Source organism: Tumidithrix helvetica PCC 7403, assembly GCF_965232925.1.
Classification (GTDB): Bacteria; Cyanobacteriota; Cyanobacteriia; order Pseudanabaenales; family Pseudanabaenaceae; genus Tumidithrix; species Tumidithrix helvetica.
This window is the reverse complement of record NZ_CBDDRA010000005.1, coordinates 209,181-224,615: the sequence shown is the minus strand read 5'-3', so window position 1 is coordinate 224,615 and position 15,435 is coordinate 209,181. Positions and strand designations below refer to the sequence as shown.

The window sequence follows — 15,435 nt, the reverse complement described above, 5'->3', positions numbered from 1 at the left end:
AGAATCATAAATAGTTCTGATTCTTGAGTCCTAATTGCCAAATGCTGCCATCACCAGATGTAGCAAAGAATTTCACCACCGACCTTTTGGCGGCGAGCTTCACGATCTGTCATGATGCCTCTAGAGGTGGAGATAATCGCAATCCCAATACCGCCAAGAACGCGAGGTAGATCCTGGTGATTAGAGTAAACTCTCAATCCAGGGCGACTAACCCGCTTAAGTGTCGTAATAATCGGTTGACGATTCTTACCTTGATATTTCAGTGACAGCACTAACCTACGGTCAATTCCTTCACCAACTTCTTCAAAATCTCCAATGTAGCCTTCTTGCTTGAGTACACGGGCGATGCTCTGTGTCATCTTGGTAGCAGGAATTGCTGTGACCTGATGCCTTGCCATTGTGGCGTTGCGAATGCGTGTCAGCATATCCGCAATGGTATCGTTCGTAGCCATCTTTATCTCCTATGATCCCACTTGTTATTCTCTAAAGGGCATACCCATTGCTTTGAGCAGCGCACGTCCTTCTTCATCTGTATTCGCAGTCGTGATGATGGAAATGTCCATCCCTCGGATTTGGTCGATGCTGTCATAGCTAATTTCTGGGAATATTAGCTGTTCGCGCACACCCAACGTATAGTTGCCTCGACCGTCAAAGCTCTTAGCACTTACACCGCGAAAATCACGAATACGTGGGAGCGCAAAGTTGATTAGACGATCTAAAAAAGCATGCATGCGATCGCGACGAAGCGTAACCATCATCCCTACAGGCATACCTTGGCGCAACTTAAAGCCTGCGATCGCTTTCTTTGCTCTTGTCACCACAGGCTTTTGACCTGCAATGGTAGCAATCTCAGCGAGAGAAGCTTCCAGTGACTTAGCATTTGATGCACCTTCACCTAAACCACGGTTGATAACAACCTTTTCAAACTTGGGTACTTGGTGAATATTGGTGTACTTAAACTGTTCCATCAGTTTAGGCACAGCCTGTTTTTCATAAAGTTCTTTAAATCTAGTAGACATTGTTGTGTTGTGTTGTATATTTCCTGGACTTTGTCAGGATTAGAAATTCAGGGCTAGCAAGTAATCTTGGTAATCATTCAGCAGCGAAGCCACTTACTTTTTATCAAGAATCTCACCTGTTTTCTTGAGCATTCGTACCTTCTTCCCGTCATCGGTAAAGGTGTAGCAGACTCGACTGGCTTTCTTTTCCTTTTCCGAGTAAATCATTACCTTAGAACTGTGAATGGGAAACTCACGGGTAACGATTTGTCCTGCTTCTCCTTCACGTTGAGCTTTCAGATGCTTTGTTTTATTATTCACATCTTCAACAATCACCTGACTGGTTTCAGGGAAAACCTTTAAGATCTTGCCAACTTTGCCCTTATAACTACCAGAGATAACCTGAACGACATCACCCGTTTTTACATGCATCTTAAATGCTGTACGGTTGCCATTGGGCTTTGATTTTAACTTGTTTAACATCTAGAGTACCTCTGGTGCTAAGGATATAATTTTCGTAAAATTTTTATCACGAAGTTCTCTGGCAACGGGACCAAATACCCGCGTACCTTTAGGGTTTCCCTCTTGATTGATAATTACGGCAGCATTATCATCAAATCGAATACTCATACCACTCTCACGTCGAATGGCGCTTTTGGTGCGGACAATTACTGCTCTTACGACATCCGATTTTTTAACGGGCATATTGGGAGTAGCGTCTTTGACAGTGGCAATGATGACATCACCTACACCACCAAACTTGCGATTACCGCCAGCTAGCACGCGGATGCAAAGTAATTTCTTTGCTCCACTGTTGTCAGCCACATTTAAATAACTTTCTTGTTGAATCATAACTTTACGTCTGTGCGATCAAGCTTCTATATTTGGGCTTGTGTATTCGGGCTTATGCATCTGAGATAGAGGTGAGAATCTCAACGATCTCCCAGCGTTTGGTACGACTGAGAGGACGAGTTTCACGAATACGAACGCGATCGCCTTCCTGACACTTGTTTTCAGCATCATGTGCCTTAAACCGCTTTGTGTTCACGACAATCTTGCCGTACTTGGGATGGGCAGAGCGATTTTCAACCGCCACTACCACTGTCTTTTCCATCTTGTCGCTTACAACCAGACCAACTTTTTCTTTAACTGCCATACCTCTATATCTAACCTCTATAAACTAAGCCTGTGCTAATTACTCGAATACTACAAACCTTGACGTGCTATGCCCTTGACTGCCGTTCACGCTCTACAGTCATTAGCTGAGCAAGGCGGTGTTTAGCATGACCAAATTCATGAGGCTTGACGGGTTGCCTTGTCGCAGATTTGAGCCTTAAGGTAAATAACTCTTTCTTGACAGATAAAATTTGAGATTGCAACTCTTCGTCAGATAGCTCTCTTGCAGACTGGACTTTAGGGAGTGCCATAGATTTACTCCTTCTCTCGCTTGATAAATCGGGTTTTAATGGGCATTTTGGCAGCAGCAAGTCGAATCGCTTCCTTCGCAATATCTTCGGTTACACCTGCAACCTCAAACATGATACGACCTGGCTTAACCACAGCTACCCAGAATTCTGGAGCGCCCTTCCCAGAACCCATACGGGTTTCAGCTGGGCGCATGGTGACTGGCTTATCGGGAAAAACGCGAATCCAGATTTTGCCACCTCTTTTGATATAACGGTTCATCGCCCGTCTTCCAGCTTCGATTTGGCGAGAGGTAATCCAAGCAGGCTCAAGAGCTTGCATCGCAAAGTCACCAAAATTTAGCTCCGCACCTCTGGTAGCTGGACCAGACATACGACCTCTTTGCTGTTTACGGAATTTTGTGCGTCGGGGACTCAACATAGTATTTTCAGCTTGTTACACTTTTCATTAGGGTTAAAGAGAACTTCTCAAAGCTCAATTTAACTGTCGGTACCTGACCGATCTTCAAACTGAGGGCGGCGTTGTTGCCGACGTCTCGGTTGACTAGGAGGAGGAGCTACTTCTTCACCAGAAATAATCTCGCCTTTGAAGATCCAAACCTTAATGCCGATAACGCCATAAATGGTTTGGGCAGTCTTGTAGGAATAGTCAATGTCAGCTCTCAATGTGTGCAAAGGAACTCTTCCCTCTCTCACCCATTCAGTTCTGGCAATTTCAGCGCCGTTTAAGCGACCGCCGATTTGCACTTTAATTCCTTCTACGCCAGCTCGTTGTGCCCGTTGAATCGCTTGACGTACAACCCGACGGAAAGAAACGCGGCGTTCGATCTGTTGGGCAATATACTCAGCAATTAAAGGTGCTTCTGCATCTACGCGAGCAACCTCGACGACATTAATGCGGATTTGACTTGTACCAGACTTTGCCAGCGAACCTGCTTGTGTGAGATGTTTCACTAATCCTTGACGCAACTGTTCGATACCAGAACCGCCACGACCAACGACAACACCCGGGCGAGCGGTACGAATTTCTAGATCGACTTGATCGGCTTTGCGATCGATCAAGATGTCAGCAATCCCAGCGTTGTTTAAGGTCTTCTCGATATACGAGCGAATCTGATAATCTTCAGCAATCAGCGTAGGGTAACGATTTGGATCGGCGAACCAACGAGATAGGTGTGGTTGGGTAATACCAAGGCGCAGACCAGTGGGGTGAATCTTCTGACCCATGATTATTTTTCCTCCATTGGTCTAACGGTTATGGTGATGTGACAAGTTGGCTTACGGATTTGATAGGCACGCCCTTGCGCTCTAGGTCTGAACCGCTTTAGGCTTGGTCCCATATCTGCATAGGCTTGGTTAACCATGAGGGTGGCGGGATCTTGACCAGCATTATGTTCGGCATTTGCTACGGCAGAACGTAGTACTTTGGTGATAGGTTCGCAGGCACGATAGGGCATAAACTCTAGAACCATCAAGGCTTCGCGGTAGCTACGCCCACGAATTTGATCGAGTACTCGACGCACCTTGAATGGTGACATCCGAATGTACTTAGCTGTAGCTGGGGTTTCGTCTATATCAAGAATCATCTCTATCTACCTCTTTGCCTTTTTGTCACTCTTGGCGTGACCTCTAAATGTGCGGGTGGGTGCAAACTCCCCTAGCTTATGTCCTACCATTTGCTCAGTCACATAAACGGGTACATGTTGCTTACCGTTGTGTACGGCAATAGTATGTCCGATCATTTGAGGCAGAATCGTGGAGGCACGAGACCAAGTTTTGATTACCTGTTTGTCGCCTTTAGCGTTCAGGTTTTCTATTTTTGTCAGGAGGTGGTCGGCTACAAAAGGACCTTTTTTCAACGATCGCGGCATAACTTTTATCTTTTACTCAGGCTTTTTCAAATCAAATGTCTAGAAATCTAGGAGTTGCGTCCACCTTTACCACGCTTGGAAGACTTACGACGGCGGCGCACAATCAGCGCACTACTTAGTTTTTTCTTCTTACGAGTTTTATATCCAAGAGCAGGTTTGCCCCAAGGAGTTACAGGACCGCTACGACCGATAGGAGCGCAACCTTCACCACCTCCATGGGGGTGATCGACAGGGTTCATGACCGAACCTCTGACCATTGGGCGACGATTATTCCAACGATTGCGACCAGCCTTACCCATACTGAGGTTGCTATGGTCAGAGTTGCCAATCTGTCCAATGGTGGCATAGCATTCTCTGCGTACCATGCGAACTTCACCAGAGGGCAGCTTAAGTGTGACAAAATTGCCTTCTTTTGCAGCAATTTGAGCACCAGCTCCAGCCGAGCGTACCATCTGACCACCTTTACCAGGAGTCAACTCCACATTATGTACAACAGTACCTAGAGGAATGCTGTGCAAAGGTAGAGCGTTCCCAACTTCTAGAGGAGAAGATTCACCTGCTTGAACGATCGCACCAACCTCAAGCCCCTTAGGATGAAGGATGTAGCGCTTTTCGCCATCACGATAGGCAAGTAAAGCAATCCGTGAATTGCGGTTTGGATCGTATTCGATCGCTGTGACTTTTGCAGGGATATTGCGTTTGTCACGCTTGAAGTCAATGATGCGATAGAGTCGCTTGTGACCGCCGCCACGTCTGCGACTCGTAATTACACCACGGTTATTACGTCCTCTTTTACGATGGACGTAGGTAGTAAGAGACTTCTCAGGCTCTGATTTCGTGATTTCGGCAAAGTCAGAGACAGTTAGCTGTCTTGTACCTGCTGTGTATGGTTTGTATACGCGAATGCCCATAGTTTTTGATTTATCGGGTCAATATTTTTAATCAGCGTTTGGAAGATTTCCAGAATTGAATAGAAAGTTTAGGCTTGAGAAATCGATCTAAACTTAATATCTAAAATTGAAGGGGCTAGACTTCGGGGAACAAGTCAATCTTGTCATTGGCAGCAAGAGTAACAATGGCTCGTTTGTACTGCGATCGCTTTCCAGCGAACTTACCAACCCGACGTGTGCTAGCAGGTAATAGGTGCGTATTAACTTTGGTGACTTTGACAGAAAACAAACTTTCAATCGCAGCCTTTACTTCGGGCTTTGTAGCATTTTTAACTACTTCAAAGGTGTACTTATTAAGCTCTAACATCCGAGTAGCCTTTTCATTTACCAAGGGGCGGCGAATAATGTCAGGTAGTCGGCGAGCATCAAATTCTGTTGGGATCTTAGCCATTTCTTCTTTCCTCTACTTCTTTATTGACGACTAGCTATCTACTGACTAGGCAGATTTTCCATACACAGCATGGATTTTTTCTATGGCAGCAGATGTAATCACTAATTTTTTGGCATTGATAATGTCAAACACATTTAGCTGATCGGCAGCAAGAAGAGTGACCGAAGGAATATTACGAGCTGATAGCGTCACTACTTCTTGTTTTTGATCGACAATCAGTAACACCTTTTGCTCAGAGGCTACTCCCCAGCGGTTTAGGGCTTGGACTAACTCCTTTGTCTTTGGTTGTGGCAGGTTAGCGGTAAAATCTTCAACCACAATGATGTCTGCCAAACGACTCACAAGCGCTGTCCGCAATGCCAAACGTCTTTCCTTACGGTTCATTTTGAGGTTGAAATCTCTTGGCTTAGGGCCAAAAATTACGCCGCCGCCACGCCATAGCGGAGAACGACTCGAACCTGCTCTAGCACGACCTGTACCTTTTTGTTTCCAAGGCTTGCGACCACCACCTCTAACTTCAGCACGGGTCTTTGTGCAAGCCGTACCTTGCCGAGCATTATTTAATTGTCGAATTAGCGCACGATGCACAATATCTGAGGCGCTAGACTCTTTGGCGACGCTAAGCTCAAGGCTGACCTCACCAACTTGATTTCCTTTCCAATCTTGCACTGCAGGCATAACTTCTTCTCTTTTCTTATTACCTTTCAACCTAACCGTCTTGTCCAATTCACTATTTGGCGTTACCAATGACTTTGGCGGGTGAAATACTTACTAATGCTCCTGGCTTACCAGGTACAGTTCCTTTGATTAACAGTAGGTTTCGTTCAACGTCAATTTGGAACAAAATCAGCTTTTTGGTGGTAATGCGCTTGCCCCCTAATCTACCTGCCATCCGTTTGCCAGGATAAACACGACCAGGTGTTGTACCCGCACCGGTAGAACCAGGTTGTCGGTGATTCTTAGAACCGTGTGCCATAGGACCACGCTTAAAGTTATGCCGTTTTTGATACCCAGCAAAGCCTTTTCCAATTCCTGTACCAACTACATCGATCTCTTGACCTTCAGTAAACTGACTGACATCAAGCTTCTGCCCCAATGCATAAATGCTTGGATCGGAGACAAGATATTCTCTTAAATGCTTAACTGGAGAGCTTTCAGACCTTTTTAGGTGTCCTAGCTCTGGTTTAGTCAATAGCTTTTCACGAGTAGTACCAAAACCAAGTTGGATGGCTTGATAGCCCTCTTTGGTCTCAGTTTTGATCTGAGTAATGGTACAGGGACCAGCTTGAACAATGGTAACTGGCACAGCATTACCCTCTTGGTCAAACACTTGGGTCATGCCAAGCTTTGTGCCGAGAATTCCGACAGACATGGATAAACTCCCTTGCTTCTAAGTGAAGGTATTGAGAGAACTCTGATGAACTATTTAAAAACGCTGATAGAACTATCGAAACGTTGATTGAAGTTTCAGACACTCAAGCTTTTGTTAGGGATAGAAGCATTTGCCAACCCTAAATTGTGACAGGACTTAAGACGCTTGATTTTTCAAGTTAAACCCTGAACTTAGCTGCTCAGTTTCCTTTTTTTAGTCACAGTTAACAATCCTACCTTAAGACAATACAGATTGTCTATAGCATTTCACTAATTTCTTTGTATTTTCCTTGCCCCCCGCTAAAACCTTGCCCTTCAGGATGTTTTGGTAGAGTTTTGCAGAAAAGAAAAATGTCAAGGGGTTACGTTGTCTCAGATGTTACATCTCTACGCTAGAATTAGCCTTGGCTATTAATCTATTAACAATGATTTCCAGCAACGATTTTCGAACTGGCGTAACGATCGAGCTTGACGGAGGCGTTTGGCGTGTTATTGAATTTTTACACGTCAAGCCTGGTAAAGGCTCAGCTTTTGTACGCACTAAACTAAAGAATGCTCAAACTGGCAGCGTGTTAGAAAAGACATTTCGTGCAGGTGAGAGCGTTCCGCAGGCGGTGCTTGAGAAAAGCACAGTGCAACATACTTATAAGGATGGGGCAAATTTAGTATTTATGGATATGGCTACCTACGAGGAAGCTATATTAAGTGCCGAGCAAATTGGCTCTCGTGTCAAGTACATCAAAGAGGGCATGGAAGTCAATGTGGTGCGTTGGGGCAACCAAGTCATCGATGTGGAACTGCCAAATACGGTAGCTCTTGAAGTAACTGAAACAGATCCAGGTCTGCGTGGTGATACAGCGACCGGTGGCACCAAACCTGCAATTGTCGAAACAGGCGCACAAATTATGGTGCCTTTGTTTGTAAATATTGGCGATCGCATTAAGATCGACACTCGTGATGACTCATATCTGGGGCGAGAGAATTAGGTGGAATTTAGCTTGGAGCAACTACGGGAACTGATCACGATTCTAAATCAGACTGATATTACAGAACTGACTTTAGAATCTGGCGATCTACGCTTGAATATTCGCAAGAGCGATACCAAGCCGATTGCGGTAATGCCTTCTTTATCGCCACCGACAGGTGCTTTTGAGACCTCATCAACCTATGAGCCCGTTCCTGTTGCATCTAGTCCAATTGTCGATGCCATTCCAGCTAAGAAATTAGCCGATGTCGTTTCACCCATGGTTGGAACGTTCTATCGTTCGCCCGCTCCTGATGAAGCTCCCTTTGTCGAAGGTGGAGATAATGTGCGTAAGGGGCAAACCGTTTGCATTATCGAAGCGATGAAGCTAATGAATGAAATAGAAACAGAAGTTTCTGGGCGAATTGCTGAAATCTTGGTTGAGAATGCGCAACCTGTCGAGTACGGACAGGTTTTGATGCGCGTCGAGCTGGTATAGCGAAGACCTCCCAATCTTTGGTAAAGAATTTACGAATAGATGAGTGCCTTTGATGTAGAAATAAAGAAGGGGTCAGATTTATCCGACCCCTTCTTTATGCGTTTTTTCTGCGAATAGAAGAAAATCTACAAAAAGTCAAGAATGCAATCTACATTGACATCTTGATTACTCCTCTTGAGGACGAGTTAGTAAAACAGGACAACCAACATGAACCCGAACGTAATCAGATACAGATGTACCAAGCAGGCGATCGAGATCGGGTAAACTTCGAGCGATCGATGGGCGACGATCGGGAGAGGCTAGCACCAATAAACTGGCATTGCTTTCTTCCGCAGCCTTGCAGATTTCTTTACCAGGATCGCCTGCACGTAAAAAAGTGCGATAGGGAATATTCATCCTTTTTAATTTGGCGATCGCTTCTGATAGCATCGGGTCAGATTCAGCAGTGGCGTCATCTTTTTTCTTAAACACCCTCGTTAAGAAAATTTCGATGTCTTCTGCTCCTTCCACCAATTTAACTGCAAAATCTAGGCTATCTCTAGACGAGGTTGAACTGTCTATCGCAACCATAACGCTTCTGATCGTTTTGATATATACATCATCTTTAATCAAAAGCATAGGTATAGCGGCAAGTTGAAACACATATTGGCTCACAGAATTGGCTAATATTGCTTGCAATCGACCCATGCCCCTCGATCCCATGATTAACATCGAAGGTTTTAGCTCATCTGCAACCTTACAAACAATATCCTTGGGATCTCCCTCTTTTAAGATCGCTACAGAAGTATTCGCTGGGTTTAGTCTCAAGCTCTTGGTTTCTTTGTCTACAATTCTTTCCCCTGCCAGACGATATTCTGTCAACCCTTCAGAACTCGCAGAGACTGGAATGACATGTAATACCGTAACTTGGGTACGCTGCATACTGGGAAGTGCCAGCAGCATATTCATCATTTCACGCGATCGCCCCGATCCATCTACTGCCAATAAAATTTGCTCAAACATTTTATTCTTAGCCCCAAAAAATTATTATTTCCTATTCTTTGAGTAAATCTCACTTAAGGGTGGATGCAGACAAAATGTTGGGAATCTTAAAATTGTTATCTTCTAGGTAAATTAAGGGAGTTTTAGGATTTATAGTTTCTTTTTTAAAGTGATACAGCCCTCGGTACATTTTTATATGATGGCTCCGTGAATTTCCGATCGCAGTCTTTAGATTAAGATAGGAATTAGGTAAGCTATCTACCCTGGGAAGACTGGGAAATCTGGGAGTAAAACCGATTGCAAAGACAAGTCCTCGTCTGTCAGTACCGTACCTGTAAAAAGGATGGTTCAGCCAACGTGCTAAAGGTTTTTCAAGCTGAGCCAATTCCCAATGTTACGGTGTCGGCTTGTGGCTGTTTGGGATTGTGTGGTTCAGGTCCAATAGTTGTTGTCTTACCCGATAACATCTACTATTGGCATGTACAACCTAAAGAAGTAGCTCAACTGGTTGAAAAGCACCTGCTGAATGACCAACCTCTTTGTACAATGATGCACCCGCGATTGCATCCCAATCCTTCGCAATTTCTGCCTTAGAAATTTGTTTTTCTAATTTCTATCTAATTCCTATAATAATTGCTAAGCTAAAACACCAAACTGTGAAGCGCAAATAGTGTTAACACAATGATTGACGAAGAAAATCAACTCCCCGATTTAGACGAGTTAGTAGATGATGAACTCGATCTAGAAGCCTCCTTAAATCAACTGGCTGAAAAAGAAGAACGATCTGAGCATAAAGAAGCAGCTAGCCCAGCTAAAACTGACGCAACTGAGGCTTCAAATAATGCCACTGCAAACAATGCTACGAAAGAAAAAAAACAAGCTGATGCCAGCGCTGAGAAAATAGACGGACTGATGTCGGAGATCATTACGCTCAAGCGTCAGTTTGAAGAGCGCAGCAGCCAATATACTCGCCTATATGCAGACTTTGAAAATTTTCGCAAGCGCACAGAGCGAGAGAAAGAAGAAACTGAAGATAAGATAAATGCTAAGATACTCAAAAAGTTTTTGCCTGTAGTCGATGATTTTGAGAGAGCACAGCTGCAAATCAATCCTAAAACTGATGCAGAAGCGCTCATTCATAAGAGCTATCAATCTGTCTACAAGCAGTTACTAAAGTGTCTCAAAGAGGCTGGTCTGTTGCGCATGGATGTTGTCGGTCAGGAATTCGATCCCAACTTTCATGAAGCGATCGCGCAGAGTCCATCTCCTGAATACAGTGAAGGTATTGTGATGGATGAGCTACGTCCAGGGTATCTTTTGGGCGATCGAGTACTTCGCCATACCTTGGTAAAAGTATCTTCTGGTTTAGAACCTTCCACAGATACAGGGTCTAGCGCTGGATCTGAAGAAGAGCAATCAGAGCAGGCTGAGTCAAATAGTTGATTTTGATAGAAAACTGTAATTTTTTTACATAATTAATGACAACAGTAGTTGTTTAATGACAACAGTAGTTGTTGCTGAATTGAACACTACAAAGCATAACTGGGTAAGCTAAACTCTTGAAAAGGCTCTAGCAGGACTGGCGATTATGTCAAAAGTAATTGGAATTGACCTCGGTACTACAAATAGTTGCGTCTCTGTTTTGGAGGGTGGCAAACCTGTAGTCATATCTAGTGCCGAAGGTGGGCGCACTACTCCAAGTATCGTTGGGTTTCTTAAGGATGGTGCCGAACGCATTGTTGGGCAGGTAGCAAAGCGTCAAGCTGTTACCAACTCTACAAATACTATCTTTAGTATTAAGCGTTTTATTGGTAGACGTTGGGATGAAACGGAGGATGAGCGGAAGCGCGTATCTTATACAGCGGTTAAAGGAAAAGATGATACGGTCAATGTAGCGATCGCTGACAAGGAGTACACCCCCCAAGAAGTTTCAGCCATGATTTTGCAAAAGCTGAAGCAAGATGCTGAAAACTATTTAGGCGAGCCCGTCGAGCAAGCTGTAATTACAGTACCTGCTTACTTTACGGATGCACAACGGCAAGCGACTAAAGACGCGGGGCTGATTGCGGGTCTACAAGTATTGCGGATTGTCAACGAACCAACAGCAGCGGCACTTGCCTATGGCTTAGATAAGCAAGATCAAGACCAAACCGTTTTGGTGTTTGACTTAGGTGGAGGAACCTTTGACGTCTCGGTGCTGCAACTTGGGGATGGCATCTTTGAAGTTAAAGCAACTTCAGGCAATAATCACTTAGGTGGCGATGATTTTGATGCTGCGGTTGTGAATTGGATCATCGGAGATTTTAAAGAAAAAGAAGGCATTGACCTTAACGAAGATAAAACGGCACTGCAACGGGTGAGAGAAGCGGCTGAAAAAGCCAAGATTGAATTATCTACTGCCCCAAGTACGCTGATTAGCTTGCCTTTTATTGCCAGTGATGCTACGGGTCCCAAGACAATTGAATTGGACTTTAGTCGCGCTCAGTTCGATCAACTTACTGCAAGCTTGGTTAAATCGACCCTAGAGCCTACTGCGCAAGCCCTCAAAGATGCAGGTGTCGTCCCTAAAGAAATCCAAAAAATTATCTTAGTGGGTGGCTCTACACGCATTCCAGCCGTCCAAGAAGCCATTAGCAAATTTTTTGATGGCAGAAAACCCGACCAATCTGTTAATCCAGATGAAGCTGTGGCAGTTGGTGCAGCGATTCAAGCTGGGATTCTGGGCGGCGAAGTCAAAGACTTGCTGTTACTGGATGTCATTCCTCTATCCATAGGGTTGGAAACACAGGGCGAAGTATTTACGAAAATTCTAGATCGCAACACCACAATTCCGACCAGCAAGTCACAAATTTTCTCAACGGCTGTAGATAACCAATCTGTGGTGGAAATTCACGTTTTACAGGGCGAACGGGCTATGGCTAGAGACAATAAAAGTCTTGGGCGATTTGAATTAGAGGGTATTCGTCCCGCACCTAGAGGTATTCCTCAAATTGAAGTTTCTTTTGATATTGACGCAAATGGCATTCTTAAAGTCGCGGCTAGAGATGCTGATACCGCTGTCGAACAGGGCATTAGTATTACCAATACTGGTGGTTTGAGTCCCAGTGAAATCGAGAGAATGCGCATGGAGGCTGAGGTTTATGCGGATGAGGACTCTGCCCGCAAAGAGATCGCAAATATGCGAAACCAAGCTTCAAACCTTATTCGTACGGTGGAAGAAATTCTCAAGGACAATGGTCCCACGGTTATTTCCCAGAGTCTGCGGGAGCCAACGCAAAATAATGTGACGAAACTCCGCAGTTTAATCGAACAAGACAACATAGAACTGGAGGAAATGCAGGCGACGATCAAGCCGCTACAGCAATCTTTGTTTGAAATCACCCAAGCTGTGGAGAAATACTCGCAGGTTGAGCGGGTCAAGCAAAAAGGTGCCGACGAGCTTTCATAATTTGAGCGATCGCGGCATTGCTAGGTGATTTGACCTTAAACGATAATAGGCTGCAAAACAGGATATCTTTGAATAGAGACTTACTCGTTCTTAGATATAAAAATCAAGACTGCCAAGCTATAGGAATAAGCTTACAGTTAGCTTGCTTCTAATGTGATGATATGATGACAACATACTTGGGCTTGTAGTAGGTCTTAATGCCTATTTGTCTGATATCTGTCTGAGTCAATTGCGCCTATTAATTGCTTTAAGCCCTATGTCACTATTTGATTGGTTTGCTGAGACGCGATCGCGTGCCAATGAGGTACATCGTCGTGAGGTTAAAAATTCAACACCTCAATATCAGGAACGTGAAATTCCCGATGGACTTTGGCATAAATGTAGTTCTTGCAGTGTCCTTACATATATCAAGGATTTACGGACCAACTTAATGGTATGTCCTGAATGCGGACATCATAACCAAGTCAGTGCGCCCGATCGCATCGCTCAGTTAGTAGATGTTGGCTCTTGGGTAGAGATCGACGCTCAATTGTCCTCATGCGATCCTTTAGAATTTCGCGATCGCAAACCCTACAGCGATCGCCTCAAAGAATACAAGCAAAAAACTGGCTTAGAAGAAGGGGTAGTTACAGGGATCGGCAGTATTGAAGGAAATCCAACCGCACTAGCGATTATGGACTTTCGGTTTATGGGGGGCAGCATGGGGTCTGCTGTGGGTGAAAAAATTACTCGTTTAATTGAATCAGCTACCCAAAAACGCTTGCCAGTTATTTTATTCTGTGCGTCAGGTGGAGCAAGAATGCAGGAGGGCATTCTCAGTTTGATGCAGATGGCTAAAACTTCTGCAGCACTAGAACGCCATCGTCGGGATAACCTTCTGTACATCCCTGTTTTAACCAATCCCACCACAGGTGGTGTAACTGCTAGTTTTGCCATGTTAGGCGATATTATTTTGGCTGAACCCAAGGCAATGATCGGGTTTACGGGTAGGCGCGTAATCGAACAAACGCTCAAACAAAAAATTCCTGATGATTTTCAATCGGCTGAGTATTTACTCGGTCATGGGTTTGTAGATTCCGTCATACCCCGTACGCGGCTTAAGTCTACTTTGGCAATGATTCTACGATTACATGCCGTTAAGGATAATTTGGAGCAAAGCCACACAAATCCCACCGTTTCCGTTTCTAGTCCTAAGGTTTCTAGCAGCGATACCAAGCTAAATCACCATTCTTCTGCCAATACCAAGCTAGAGGATGAGAATGTGCCTGTGCCAAGTCGTTCCTAGAACTGGGCGATCGCTGAAGTGCTCGACGGGGTGATTCTGTCGCAAGTGCGATCGCCTGTTGTGGGTTGCAGATGCCCCAACGCACCAAATTTTTAACGCAATCTAGTAAGGGTACGGTCGTACCCGATAGTGTGCCGTCCTCTAGGCGAGCAGTTCCTGCTTTTACTGCGATCTCGCGTCGATCCCAAGGGTATTTGCCATCAGGTAAGCCCAAAGGAGCCAAAGCATCACTAACGAGAAAAAGTGACGATGGATTGTTCGTGTCTTCTGTGGAATAGTTAGGGGGATCGGATTTAACGCGATAGACCATCTCCACCATTTGGGGATGGACATGGACACCATCGGCAATCAGACCACACCAAACGTTAGGATTGAGTAGAGCCTCCCCTAACAGTCCAGGTTCGCGGTGATGGAGCGGCGGCATGGCATTAAAAGCGTGGGTAATCGCGGTTGCACCTTGGGCAAAAGCTTGTCTTGCTTGCAGCGCTGTGGCACAAGAATGCCCCAGGCTGACAATAATGCCCCGATCGCGTAAAAATGGAATTACCTTTTGCTCGGGATCTAGCTCTGGCGCAAGGGTCATTAGTTTGACGATCGCGCCATAATCACCCAAAACCTGCTCGATCTGCGGGATGTTGAGCGATCGCAAATATTCTCTGGGATGAGCACCTCGCTTATCAGGGTTTAGAAAAGGGCCCTCAAGATGTACGCCCAAAATTTTGGCACTGTTTTCTCCTTGCCAAGCGCTCCCCATAGCCTCAGCAACGATCCCAAGTGATTCATGAACCTTTTCAAGAGAGGTAGTCACTAAAGTGGGTAAAAACTCATCGACACCTTGCTGCCAGAGATAGCTACAAATTTCAGGCAGTTTATAGGCATTTCCACGACTTAGATCGTTAAAGGCTACACCCAATGCCCCATTAATTTGTAGATCGCACCCTCCTTGGGAGTAGCAAATAATTTCTGAATTCGCAGGAATTTTAGTCTCAGGATTGCTTAGCATTCAGTTCCGTTCATCCTATGGAAATATGTGGAGATTGAAATATGCAACAAAATCACTACCCTTCGTAAGGTCTTAGGCTGGAATGAATTACTTTGGATAATATATGTAAGAAAAGCGAAGGAAAGATTTACATGCTTTCAGTACTTATTCTTGTTAACTAAATATTCTGTGGCTAACAATACAAAGAAATTATTAAGCGATCCCCATTTTTTAGCAACTTCAGGCACAATAATACTCATCAAACGGAACC

General features: G+C 44.7%; 22 protein-coding genes. 6 read left to right on the top strand and 16 right to left on the bottom strand.

Annotation, left to right across the window (positions count from 1 at the left end; translation table 11 throughout):
• Positions 1 to 50 precede the first annotated feature (50 nt).
• The 14 genes from rpsH to rplC form a co-directional block, all read right to left on the bottom strand.
• The gene (gene rpsH / locus ACP2WE_RS07010) at positions 51 to 452 is read right to left on the bottom strand and encodes a 30S ribosomal protein S8 (protein WP_425214868.1); all 402 of its coding nucleotides are present in this window, start codon (positions 450 to 452) and stop codon (positions 51 to 53) included.
• Positions 453 to 476: 24 nt separating this feature from the next.
• Positions 477 to 1,019, bottom strand: a complete 543-nt coding sequence (gene rplE, locus ACP2WE_RS07005) for a 50S ribosomal protein L5 (protein WP_425214867.1) — start codon at positions 1,017 to 1,019, stop codon at positions 477 to 479.
• A gap of 93 nt (positions 1,020 to 1,112) precedes the next feature.
• Positions 1,113 to 1,481, bottom strand: coding sequence for a 50S ribosomal protein L24 (rplX, locus tag ACP2WE_RS07000; protein WP_425214866.1), 369 nt, complete (start codon positions 1,479 to 1,481; stop codon positions 1,113 to 1,115).
• The gene (rplN, locus tag ACP2WE_RS06995; RefSeq protein ID WP_330483039.1) at positions 1,482 to 1,850 is read right to left on the bottom strand and encodes a 50S ribosomal protein L14; all 369 of its coding nucleotides are present in this window, start codon (positions 1,848 to 1,850) and stop codon (positions 1,482 to 1,484) included. It abuts the gene before it with no gap.
• Between the two features lie 52 nt (positions 1,851 to 1,902).
• Positions 1,903 to 2,154, bottom strand: a complete 252-nt coding sequence (gene rpsQ, locus ACP2WE_RS06990) for a 30S ribosomal protein S17 (protein ID WP_425214865.1) — start codon at positions 2,152 to 2,154, stop codon at positions 1,903 to 1,905.
• Positions 2,155 to 2,221: 67 nt separating this feature from the next.
• Positions 2,222 to 2,425, bottom strand: a complete 204-nt coding sequence (gene rpmC / locus ACP2WE_RS06985; RefSeq protein ID WP_330483037.1) for a 50S ribosomal protein L29 — start codon at positions 2,423 to 2,425, stop codon at positions 2,222 to 2,224.
• A 4-nt stretch (positions 2,426 to 2,429) separates the two neighbouring features.
• A complete protein-coding gene (gene rplP, locus ACP2WE_RS06980) occupies positions 2,430 to 2,843 on the bottom strand; it encodes a 50S ribosomal protein L16 (protein WP_330483036.1) in 414 nt (137 codons plus the stop codon).
• A 59-nt stretch (positions 2,844 to 2,902) separates the two neighbouring features.
• Complete coding sequence (gene rpsC / locus ACP2WE_RS06975) at positions 2,903 to 3,649, bottom strand: 30S ribosomal protein S3 (RefSeq protein WP_425214864.1); 747 nt, start codon at positions 3,647 to 3,649, stop codon at positions 2,903 to 2,905.
• A gap of 2 nt (positions 3,650 to 3,651) precedes the next feature.
• Complete coding sequence (gene rplV / locus ACP2WE_RS06970; protein ID WP_425214863.1) at positions 3,652 to 4,008, bottom strand: 50S ribosomal protein L22; 357 nt, start codon at positions 4,006 to 4,008, stop codon at positions 3,652 to 3,654.
• A 6-nt stretch (positions 4,009 to 4,014) separates the two neighbouring features.
• Positions 4,015 to 4,293, bottom strand: a complete 279-nt coding sequence (gene rpsS, locus ACP2WE_RS06965) for a 30S ribosomal protein S19 (protein WP_330483033.1) — start codon at positions 4,291 to 4,293, stop codon at positions 4,015 to 4,017.
• A gap of 47 nt (positions 4,294 to 4,340) precedes the next feature.
• Positions 4,341 to 5,204, bottom strand: a complete 864-nt coding sequence (rplB, locus tag ACP2WE_RS06960; RefSeq protein WP_425214862.1) for a 50S ribosomal protein L2 — start codon at positions 5,202 to 5,204, stop codon at positions 4,341 to 4,343.
• A gap of 115 nt (positions 5,205 to 5,319) precedes the next feature.
• Complete coding sequence (locus tag ACP2WE_RS06955; protein ID WP_425214861.1) at positions 5,320 to 5,634, bottom strand: 50S ribosomal protein L23; 315 nt, start codon at positions 5,632 to 5,634, stop codon at positions 5,320 to 5,322.
• A gap of 45 nt (positions 5,635 to 5,679) precedes the next feature.
• Positions 5,680 to 6,312 carry a 50S ribosomal protein L4 gene (rplD, locus tag ACP2WE_RS06950; protein ID WP_425214860.1) on the bottom strand — a complete coding sequence of 211 codons (633 nt, stop codon included), beginning with the start codon at positions 6,310 to 6,312 and terminating at the stop codon, positions 5,680 to 5,682.
• Between the two features lie 52 nt (positions 6,313 to 6,364).
• Complete coding sequence (rplC, locus tag ACP2WE_RS06945; RefSeq protein WP_425214859.1) at positions 6,365 to 7,006, bottom strand: 50S ribosomal protein L3; 642 nt, start codon at positions 7,004 to 7,006, stop codon at positions 6,365 to 6,367.
• Positions 7,007 to 7,430: 424 nt separating this feature from the next.
• Between rplC and efp the strand changes: the two genes are divergently transcribed.
• Both efp and accB read left to right on the top strand, forming a co-directional pair.
• Positions 7,431 to 7,991, top strand: a complete 561-nt coding sequence (gene efp, locus ACP2WE_RS06940; protein ID WP_425214858.1) for an elongation factor P — start codon at positions 7,431 to 7,433, stop codon at positions 7,989 to 7,991.
• On the top strand, positions 7,992 to 8,468 hold the full coding sequence (accB, locus tag ACP2WE_RS06935) for an acetyl-CoA carboxylase biotin carboxyl carrier protein (protein ID WP_425214857.1): 477 nt from the start codon (positions 7,992 to 7,994) through the stop codon (positions 8,466 to 8,468).
• Between the two features lie 165 nt (positions 8,469 to 8,633).
• Here the strand turns inward: accB and ACP2WE_RS06930 are convergent, their stop codons facing one another.
• The gene (locus ACP2WE_RS06930) at positions 8,634 to 9,470 is read right to left on the bottom strand and encodes a universal stress protein (protein WP_425214856.1); all 837 of its coding nucleotides are present in this window, start codon (positions 9,468 to 9,470) and stop codon (positions 8,634 to 8,636) included.
• A 276-nt stretch (positions 9,471 to 9,746) separates the two neighbouring features.
• On the opposite strand from ACP2WE_RS06930, the gene ACP2WE_RS06925 reads away from it, so the two are divergent.
• The 4 genes from ACP2WE_RS06925 (at position 9,747) to accD (ending at position 14,182) form a co-directional block, all read left to right on the top strand.
• Positions 9,747 to 10,043 carry a (2Fe-2S) ferredoxin domain-containing protein gene (locus ACP2WE_RS06925; protein WP_425214855.1) on the top strand — a complete coding sequence of 99 codons (297 nt, stop codon included), beginning with the start codon at positions 9,747 to 9,749 and terminating at the stop codon, positions 10,041 to 10,043.
• Positions 10,044 to 10,130: 87 nt separating this feature from the next.
• The gene (grpE, locus tag ACP2WE_RS06920) at positions 10,131 to 10,892 is read left to right on the top strand and encodes a nucleotide exchange factor GrpE (protein ID WP_425214854.1); all 762 of its coding nucleotides are present in this window, start codon (positions 10,131 to 10,133) and stop codon (positions 10,890 to 10,892) included.
• Between the two features lie 145 nt (positions 10,893 to 11,037).
• Entirely contained in the window at positions 11,038 to 12,897 is a 1,860-nt protein-coding gene (gene dnaK, locus ACP2WE_RS06915) for a molecular chaperone DnaK (protein ID WP_425214853.1), read from the top strand.
• Positions 12,898 to 13,153: 256 nt separating this feature from the next.
• Positions 13,154 to 14,182 carry an acetyl-CoA carboxylase, carboxyltransferase subunit beta gene (accD, locus tag ACP2WE_RS06910; protein WP_425214852.1) on the top strand — a complete coding sequence of 343 codons (1,029 nt, stop codon included), beginning with the start codon at positions 13,154 to 13,156 and terminating at the stop codon, positions 14,180 to 14,182.
• On the opposite strand, the gene nagA is transcribed toward accD, so the two are convergent.
• Positions 14,097 to 15,185, bottom strand: a complete 1,089-nt coding sequence (nagA, locus tag ACP2WE_RS06905) for an N-acetylglucosamine-6-phosphate deacetylase (protein WP_425214851.1) — start codon at positions 15,183 to 15,185, stop codon at positions 14,097 to 14,099. The two genes, accD and nagA, sit on opposite strands and share 86 nt — an antisense overlap.
• Positions 15,186 to 15,435: the final 250 nt, after the last annotated feature.

Bases quoted from the DNA above. Each gene is read 5' to 3' on its own strand.
- rplC (WP_425214859.1), bottom strand. From the start codon at position 7,006: ATGTCTGTCGGAATTCTCGGCACAAAGCTTGGCATGACCCAAGTGTTT.
- rpsC (WP_425214864.1), bottom strand. From the start codon at position 3,649: ATGGGTCAGAAGATTCACCCCACTGGTCTGCGCCTTGGTATTACCCAA.
- accD (WP_425214852.1), top strand. From the start codon at position 13,154: ATGTCACTATTTGATTGGTTTGCTGAGACGCGATCGCGTGCCAATGAG.
- rplV (WP_425214863.1), bottom strand. From the start codon at position 4,008: ATGATTCTTGATATAGACGAAACCCCAGCTACAGCTAAGTACATTCGG.
- rplP (WP_330483036.1), bottom strand. From the start codon at position 2,843: ATGTTGAGTCCCCGACGCACAAAATTCCGTAAACAGCAAAGAGGTCGT.
- rpsQ (WP_425214865.1), bottom strand. From the start codon at position 2,154: ATGGCAGTTAAAGAAAAAGTTGGTCTGGTTGTAAGCGACAAGATGGAA.
- nagA (WP_425214851.1), bottom strand. From the start codon at position 15,185: ATGCTAAGCAATCCTGAGACTAAAATTCCTGCGAATTCAGAAATTATT.
- ACP2WE_RS06930 (WP_425214856.1), bottom strand. From the start codon at position 9,470: ATGTTTGAGCAAATTTTATTGGCAGTAGATGGATCGGGGCGATCGCGT.
- rplN (WP_330483039.1), bottom strand. From the start codon at position 1,850: ATGATTCAACAAGAAAGTTATTTAAATGTGGCTGACAACAGTGGAGCA.
- ACP2WE_RS06955 (WP_425214861.1), bottom strand. From the start codon at position 5,634: ATGGCTAAGATCCCAACAGAATTTGATGCTCGCCGACTACCTGACATT.
- grpE (WP_425214854.1), top strand. From the start codon at position 10,131: ATGATTGACGAAGAAAATCAACTCCCCGATTTAGACGAGTTAGTAGAT.
- rpmC (WP_330483037.1), bottom strand. From the start codon at position 2,425: ATGGCACTCCCTAAAGTCCAGTCTGCAAGAGAGCTATCTGACGAAGAG.
- rplX (WP_425214866.1), bottom strand. From the start codon at position 1,481: ATGTTAAACAAGTTAAAATCAAAGCCCAATGGCAACCGTACAGCATTT.
- efp (WP_425214858.1), top strand. From the start codon at position 7,431: ATGATTTCCAGCAACGATTTTCGAACTGGCGTAACGATCGAGCTTGAC.
- rpsH (WP_425214868.1), bottom strand. From the start codon at position 452: ATGGCTACGAACGATACCATTGCGGATATGCTGACACGCATTCGCAAC.
- rplB (WP_425214862.1), bottom strand. From the start codon at position 5,204: ATGGGCATTCGCGTATACAAACCATACACAGCAGGTACAAGACAGCTA.
- rpsS (WP_330483033.1), bottom strand. From the start codon at position 4,293: ATGCCGCGATCGTTGAAAAAAGGTCCTTTTGTAGCCGACCACCTCCTG.
- rplD (WP_425214860.1), bottom strand. From the start codon at position 6,312: ATGCCTGCAGTGCAAGATTGGAAAGGAAATCAAGTTGGTGAGGTCAGC.
- dnaK (WP_425214853.1), top strand. From the start codon at position 11,038: ATGTCAAAAGTAATTGGAATTGACCTCGGTACTACAAATAGTTGCGTC.
- rplE (WP_425214867.1), bottom strand. From the start codon at position 1,019: ATGTCTACTAGATTTAAAGAACTTTATGAAAAACAGGCTGTGCCTAAA.